Here is a 6,334-nt window from a genome sequence, read left to right on the forward strand (position 1 = left end):
CTGGCCCACGCCCATTCCGGGGGGGGTGCACTGTTGGGGGGGCGGGGGTGGTCCGGCGGTGCGGGGGTGGGGTGGTGGTGCAGGGCCAGTTCTCGGCGGTGCTGGGCCGATTCCGTGGTGGTGGACCGAGGCCGGTGGTGCTGGACCGGCTAGGCGGTGCGGTACCGATTCGGCGTTGCGGTACCGGGTCGCTCCGACGAGGCCGCTACGACGGCGGCAGGTGCTCCGGTTTCCGGCCCGTGAAGGTGCCGTACGTCCGCTTCGATCCCGCGGTGGGCTCCTGGATCAGCCGGGCGGTGATCAGGAACCCGGCCCGCTCGAGCAACCCGGCGATCCGCTCCGGCGGGAGCAGGTGGGACTCGTAGGACACGGGATGCCCGCCGTACGCCTGTGTCGGGCGCCGGAGTTCGCCCTCTCCCACGTGGCCGGCCAGCATCAGATGGCCGCCCGGAGCGAGGGTGCGGTGGAACTCGCCGAACACGATGGGCAGTTGTTCCGGCGGGGTGTGGTGCGTGGAGAAGTAGGCGAGGACGCCGCCCAGTTCGCCGTCGCCGATCGCCTGCGCAGTCATCGAGCCCACGGCGAAGGTCAGGTCCGGGTAGGCGAGGCGGGCCAGCTCGATCATCCTCGGGGACAGGTCGATGCCGAAGACGGGCACCCCCAACTCCGCCAGATACGCGGTGACTTTGCCTGGCCCGCACCCAAGGTCCGCCACGGGCCCGAGCCCCGCCGACCGCACGGTCTCCGCGAACGCGGCCAGCATCGCCCGTGACAGCGGGTCCAACTCGCGCGGATTCTTGACCAGTTGGACGTAGTCGGCGGCGACGGTGTCGTACGACTCCCGGATCGCGGCGAGGTAGGAGGGCTCGGTCATGCGGGCGACTTTAGGCGAGCGGGCCGAGACGGTAGGAGTGGAGTCGTGATCGAACGGACGGAACGCCCGCTGTTCTTCCTGGACGTCGACGGAACGCTCCTGCCCCTCGGCGGGGCGCGGATTCCGTCGAGCCCTCAGGGGTGCGAGGACTGGCAGGGCACGTCGAATCCCCAGCTGGCGAAGATCGACGTAGGTCACGTTCCGCGTCTGCTGGCGCTGCCCTGCGAGCTGACATGGGCCACCGCGTGGATGACGGACGCCAACGAGGTGCTGTCCCCGCTCCTCGGGCTGCCGCGCCTTCCGGTGGCCGAACTCCCGGACCCACCGCAGGAGTACGAGACCGGCGTACTCCACTGGAAGACCCGAGCCCTCGTCCGGGCCGCGGCGGGACGCCCCTTCGTCTGGGTCGACGACGAGATCACCGGCCTCGACCACGCCTGGGTGTCGGCCCACCACGGAGGGCACGCCCTGCTCCACCGCGTGGATTCGACCACCGGCCTCACCGGTGCGGACCTCGCGGTGGTCGAGGACCGGTTGCTGGAGTGGAGCAGGCGCTTCCGGTGCGGATAGGTGTTTGTTCCGGCCCGGTGGGGACCTGCGGTCGGGGCGGCCTCACCCCATCGACCCCAGAATGCGATCGAGTGTCCGGCGCCCCATCTCGCTCATCGTCGGATTGGTCTCGACGTAGTACCAGACAAGACCCATCGCCTGTTCGAACGCCCATGCCTTGCCGCGTTCCCATTCCAGGTCGTCGCAGGCCAGTGTCCGCCGGAGTACGTCCCGTGGGCCCGGTTGCAGCAGGTGCCAGGCGCCGACCAGGTCCAGGGCGGGATCGGCCGGGCCGAAGCCGCCCGTGTCGAGTACGCCACTGAGCCGGTCTCCGGCGACAAGGATGTTGTTGGGGATCAGGTCACCGTGGCTCATCACGTCGGCAGCCGTGCGGGGCAGCTCCCGAAAGTGGCTCCACAGCCGGCACAGCCGGGGCACGTCGAGCAGTCCCTCGCTCTCCTGGAAGCACTGCGCCATCCAGTCGTCGTGGTCGGCGATGACGCCGCCGCGATTGTCGCCGTCGAAAACCCGCCCCAGTGTCTCCGCGTTCCGCAGGGTCGCGATGAAGGAGGCGAGATCCTCGGCGAAGGCGTCCGAGTCGCTGGGGTCGGCGTCGATGGCGATCGTTCCCGGCAGCCAGGTCTGGACCGACCACGGCATGGGGTAACCCGCTCCGGGCTTGCCCAGGGCGACGGGTTCCGGGACGGGGAACCGGGACACCTGAGCCAGCTCCGCGCTCGCCCGCGCTTCCTGTTCGAGCACCGCCAGCACCTCGTCGGCGTCGGCCGGACGTAGGGGGAAGCGCGCGGCGAGGCCGTTCCCGATGCGGAAGATGGCGTTGACCGTCCCGGTCGACGCCAGGGGGCGGATCGTCTCGCCGCTCCACCGGGGGAACTGTTCCCGGATCAGGGTCGCGACGATTTCGCCGGTCACATCCACTTGGTCGGCATGCATGGTCGTCCAGTTATCCATGCGCCCGGGGCCGGATCAACCGAGATTTTTCGGGGGCTTGTCATCCGATCGGTTCCGATATATCGTTGACGCATCGCGACAGATCAACGATGGAATGGAGTGATTGCGATGCGTACCCACGGATACGAGCGTGGACATGGACAGGAAGGCCACCCCCGGCGCGGCTGGGGCGGCCCCGACGGACGGCGCGCGGCTTTCGGGCCCTTCGGTCCGGGTGGCCCGGGTGGTCCCGGTGGCCCCGGCTTCGGACCGGGCTTCGGTCCCGGCCCCTGGGGCGGACGAGGGCGCGGCGGCCCGCGAGGCAGGGCGCGGCGCGGCGACGTACGCGCGTCGATCCTCGCCCTGCTCAAGGACCGGCCGATGCACGGCTACGAGATGATCCAGGAGATCGCCGAGCGCAGCGGCGGCGCGTGGAAGCCGAGCCCCGGCTCGGTCTACCCCACCCTGCAGCTGCTGGAGGACGAGGGCCTGATCGCCAGTGCGACGGAGGGCGGCAAGAAGCTCTTCTCGCTCACCGACGCCGGCCGCACCGCCGCCGAGGAAGGTCCGGACGCGCCCTGGGAAGAGGCTTCCCGCGGTGTGGACTGGGAGGCCCTCAGTGAGATCCGCCAGGCCGGCTTCGGTCTGATGGAGGCCTTCGGGCAGGTCTGGAAGACCGGCAGCAAGGAGCAGCGCGAGAAGGCGCTGACCGTCATCAACGACGCCCGCAAGAAGCTGTACCTGATCCTGGCCGACGAGGACTGATGTCCTCGGGGTCGGAAAGGGCAGCAGGTCAAGGCGCCCCACGGGAGTTCCGTGGGGCGCCTTCCCTGTGCGTGTTCCCGTTTCTGCGGTGCCCCGGCGCCTTCCTCAGGCCACCAGCCCGCCCAGCTTGCGCAGCGATTCGTTCAGGGCGGCCGTCCCCGAGTCCTTCAGCTTCCCCGCCATCAACGTCACCGCCGCACCCGTGAACTCACCGTCGATACGGACCGTCGTGGCGTCGCCGTCGGGCGTGAGCGTGTAGCGCGTGGCCACGTTCACGGCCATCGGGCCCTTGCCGCGGATGGCCAGCACCCGGGCCGCCTCCACCTCCTCGACGGTCCACTCGACCTCCGCCGGGAAGCCCATCAGCTTCATGTTCTCCTGGAAGGTCGCGCCCGCTTCGAGGGTCTCTGGGCCGCCCTTGGGGAAGTTGGTGTGGGTCGTGTTCCACTCGCCGTACGCGGACCAGTCCGTGAGCTGCGTCCACACCTTCTCGGCCGGGGCCTCGATGCGTGCCTCCGCGCTGATTTCGGCCATACGACCACCTCTTCCTGTCGGGCTCGGTGCTGTCGGGCTACGGTGTCGCGGAACGTAGCCGCAGGGCGCGCAACATTCAATACTGATGAACCGTCAGGAAGTGTCCGCGGTAACCGAGTTCGGAGCGGAGCGACTTCGCCTGCGTGGGTTTCGTCGGCCTCAGCCCACGCGCCGTATCACTGCTGCGTCGAACAGGTCCCACGCGCGCGGGTGGGCGCTCTCGTCGTGGCAGTGCCACGCGTCCCAGAACAGATCGGCGGGCAGTGCGTCCTCCGGGGCGTACACCCGGTACACGTACTGCCTGCCGTCGACCGCCGGCAACGCCACCAGCCAGCACCTGCTCTCCATGTTCGCGAAAGACGTACGCCGGGTGCAGGGCGGTTGCGCACGGGGCGCGCGGCAAGGCGGCGCGCGCCTCTCGGGGTAGGAGCGGGTGATCTCATCCGTAAGGAGGAGATCGCGTCGCCCGGAGTCCACTCTGTGTGGGATGCCGAAATGCTCCCCTCCGGGGATGCCCTCAATGCGGGGGACTGATGGGGTAGGAGTGTGCAACCCCGTATTCCCAGGCAGTCGAACCGCGAGCAAGGCATTCACCGCGCGGACAACGATGCCAGGCTCAGTGCAGAGCTGGCAGCGGTGGTGGCGGGTGCCCGCCGCCGGGCCCTGCGGGACGGGGACCGGCAGATCGACACGGCCCACCTGCTGCACAGCCTCCTGGAGTCGGACCCCGAGGCACGTGCCGTCTTCGGCGACGGCCCCCAGATCGCGAGACTGCTCGGCTACCTGGTGCAGCGCAGCATCGGCTACGGCCTGCGCTGGCAGGGCAGCGTCGAGGACTCCGGCGCGATCCCCGTGATCCCGGCGGCGGAGGGCTGGTCGCCGCTGGCCGCGGGCGCCCTGGAGTACGCCTGTGAGCGCGCCGAACTCCGCGACGGCGACCTGGCGGGCGGCATCGACCTCCTGGCCGCGCTCGTCGCGGACCCCGAGGCCCGCGCCGTCGAGGTGCTCCACCGCGCGGGCATCGAGTACCCCGAGGTGCTGGTGTGGATCGAGAGCCGGCCGGGGGAGTACGTCGCGGGCGGCGACCAGGGCTGCTGATCGAGCCGATCGTCGACCGCGCGGAGGCCGTCCACGCGCTGAGACAGGTGTCAACGGGGGTGACGCTCATGTCATCCCCTGTCATCATGTGGCCGTGCATACGTCTGAGAGCAGTGCCGCCGGTGGTGCGAAGGGTGTCGGACTCGGGCTGGCGCTCGGGTCCGCGCTGGCCTTCGGAGGATCGGGGGTCGCGGCCAAGCCGCTGATCGAGGCGGGCCTGGACCCCCTGCACGTGGTGTGGCTGCGGGTGGCCGGCGCGGCCCTGGTGATGCTGCCGCTCGCCCTGCGCCACCGCGCGCTCGTCCGCCGACGCCCCGCACTGCTCCTCGGCTTCGGCCTGCTCGCCGTCGCCGGCGTCCAGGCCTGCTACTTCGCCGCGATCTCCCGCATACCCGTCGGCGTAGCCCTGCTCGTCGAGTACCTCGCACCCGCCCTCGTCCTCGGCTGGGTCCGGTTCGTGCAACGGCGTCCGGTCACCCGCGCCGCCGCGCTCGGCGTGATCCTCGCGGCAGGCGGCCTCGCCTGCGTCGTCGAGGTCTGGTCGGGCCTGAGCTTCGACGCCGTCGGACTGCTCCTGGCGCTCGCCGCGGCCTGCTGCCAGGTCGGCTACTTCGTCCTGTCCGACCAGGGCAGCGACGCCGGCGCCGAGGCACCCGACCCGCTCGGCGTGATCGCCTACGGCCTGCTCGTCGGCGCCCTCGTCCTCACCGCCGTGGCCCGCCCCTGGACCATGGACTGGTCCGTCCTCAAGGGCGACGCCCACATGAACGGCAACGCGGTCCCCGCCGCGTTCCTCCTCGCCTGGATCGTCCTGATCGCCACGGTCCTTGCCTACGTCACCGGAGTCGTCTCCGTCCGCCGCCTCTCCCCACAGGTCGCAGGCGTCGTCGCCTGCCTCGAAGCGGTCATCGCGACGGTCCTGGCCTGGATCCTCCTCGGCGAACACCTCTCCGCACCCCAGATCATCGGCGGAGCGGTGGTCCTGCTGGGCGCGTTCATCGCCCAGTCCTCGGCGCCCACGAAGGGCTCGGAGGATCCGGTCGCGACGGGCGGCCCCGAAAGGGAGTTGTCCCGCCGGGAAACGGCTGCCTAGGCTCAAGCCGAGCACGGGCAAGGAGGACCGGATGGGGCTCATGTTCTACCCGGCAGACGGTGACGTGACCAGCCCGGACGTCGAGTGGTCCTACAGAGGCTTCGCGGAGTTCAGGCAATGGCTGGCGCAGGCCGAGGGATTCGACCTCGACGAGATGTACGGATTCGGCGGAGACCGTAAGTGGAACAGCGTCACCACCGGGCTGGAACCGCTGCTCGACCATCCGGACGACGGCGTCTCCGAGTTCACACCCGCCCAATGCGCGGCGATGCTGCCCCGACTGGAAGCAATCGTCGAGCGACGCCAGCCCGATGGCAGCGACCCCGTTCTGCAACGCCATCTCGCTGACGCCCGCCGGCTGGTCGTCGTCATGAGGGTCTGCCTGGACAAACACGTCGAGCTCTACTTCGGCTGACCGCGGGCCGCACCGGCACCCGGACTCTCATCCTCATGCCCGCCCCCGCCTCACC

Annotated in this window: 9 protein-coding genes; 5 read left to right on the forward strand and 4 right to left on the reverse strand. The window is 70.3% G+C overall.

Annotation, left to right across the window (positions count from 1 at the left end; genetic code table 11):
• Positions 1 to 205: 205 nt before the first annotated feature.
• Entirely contained in the window at positions 206 to 874 is a 669-nt protein-coding gene (locus JHN45_RS49475) for a class I SAM-dependent methyltransferase (RefSeq protein ID WP_201056028.1), read from the reverse strand.
• 45 nt (positions 875 to 919) lie between these two features.
• Here JHN45_RS49475 and JHN45_RS49480 point away from each other — a divergent pair, with 45 nt between their 5' ends.
• Entirely contained in the window at positions 920 to 1,444 is a 525-nt protein-coding gene (locus JHN45_RS49480) for a hypothetical protein (protein ID WP_374195694.1), read from the forward strand.
• Between the two features lie 42 nt (positions 1,445 to 1,486).
• On the opposite strand, the gene JHN45_RS49485 is transcribed toward JHN45_RS49480, so the two are convergent.
• Positions 1,487 to 2,377, reverse strand: coding sequence for an aminoglycoside phosphotransferase family protein (locus tag JHN45_RS49485; RefSeq protein WP_201056030.1), 891 nt, complete (start codon positions 2,375 to 2,377; stop codon positions 1,487 to 1,489).
• A 126-nt stretch (positions 2,378 to 2,503) separates the two neighbouring features.
• Between JHN45_RS49485 and JHN45_RS49490 the strand changes: the two genes are divergently transcribed.
• A complete protein-coding gene (locus tag JHN45_RS49490; protein WP_200710590.1) occupies positions 2,504 to 3,139 on the forward strand; it encodes a PadR family transcriptional regulator in 636 nt (211 codons plus the stop codon).
• Between the two features lie 105 nt (positions 3,140 to 3,244).
• Here JHN45_RS49490 and JHN45_RS49495 read toward each other — a convergent pair whose 3' ends face one another.
• A complete protein-coding gene (locus JHN45_RS49495; RefSeq protein WP_200710589.1) occupies positions 3,245 to 3,673 on the reverse strand; it encodes an SRPBCC family protein in 429 nt (142 codons plus the stop codon).
• Positions 3,674 to 3,832: 159 nt separating this feature from the next.
• Positions 3,833 to 4,000 carry a hypothetical protein gene (locus JHN45_RS49500; protein WP_019071081.1) on the reverse strand — a complete coding sequence of 56 codons (168 nt, stop codon included), beginning with the start codon at positions 3,998 to 4,000 and terminating at the stop codon, positions 3,833 to 3,835.
• Between the two features lie 219 nt (positions 4,001 to 4,219).
• Between JHN45_RS49500 and JHN45_RS49505 the strand changes: the two genes are divergently transcribed.
• The 3 genes from JHN45_RS49505 to JHN45_RS49515 all read left to right on the forward strand — a co-directional run bounded on the left by JHN45_RS49505 (position 4,220) and on the right by JHN45_RS49515 (position 6,279).
• Entirely contained in the window at positions 4,220 to 4,771 is a 552-nt protein-coding gene (locus JHN45_RS49505; protein WP_201056032.1) for a Clp protease N-terminal domain-containing protein, read from the forward strand.
• A gap of 88 nt (positions 4,772 to 4,859) precedes the next feature.
• The gene (locus JHN45_RS49510) at positions 4,860 to 5,864 is read left to right on the forward strand and encodes a DMT family transporter (protein WP_201056033.1); all 1,005 of its coding nucleotides are present in this window, start codon (positions 4,860 to 4,862) and stop codon (positions 5,862 to 5,864) included.
• A gap of 31 nt (positions 5,865 to 5,895) precedes the next feature.
• Entirely contained in the window at positions 5,896 to 6,279 is a 384-nt protein-coding gene (locus JHN45_RS49515) for a hypothetical protein (protein ID WP_201056034.1), read from the forward strand.
• The last annotated feature ends 55 nt before the right edge of the window (positions 6,280 to 6,334 follow it).

The organism is Streptomyces sp. MBT53, from assembly GCF_016654115.1.
Lineage (GTDB): Bacteria > Actinomycetota > Actinomycetes > Streptomycetales > Streptomycetaceae > Streptomyces.

Bases quoted from the DNA above. Each gene is read 5' to 3' on its own strand.
- JHN45_RS49475 (WP_201056028.1), bottom strand. From the start codon at position 874: ATGACCGAGCCCTCCTACCTCGCCGCGATCCGGGAGTCGTACGACACC.
- JHN45_RS49485 (WP_201056030.1), bottom strand. From the start codon at position 2,377: ATGCATGCCGACCAAGTGGATGTGACCGGCGAAATCGTCGCGACCCTG.
- JHN45_RS49490 (WP_200710590.1), top strand. From the start codon at position 2,504: ATGCGTACCCACGGATACGAGCGTGGACATGGACAGGAAGGCCACCCC.
- JHN45_RS49495 (WP_200710589.1), bottom strand. From the start codon at position 3,673: ATGGCCGAAATCAGCGCGGAGGCACGCATCGAGGCCCCGGCCGAGAAG.
- JHN45_RS49515 (WP_201056034.1), top strand. From the start codon at position 5,896: ATGGGGCTCATGTTCTACCCGGCAGACGGTGACGTGACCAGCCCGGAC.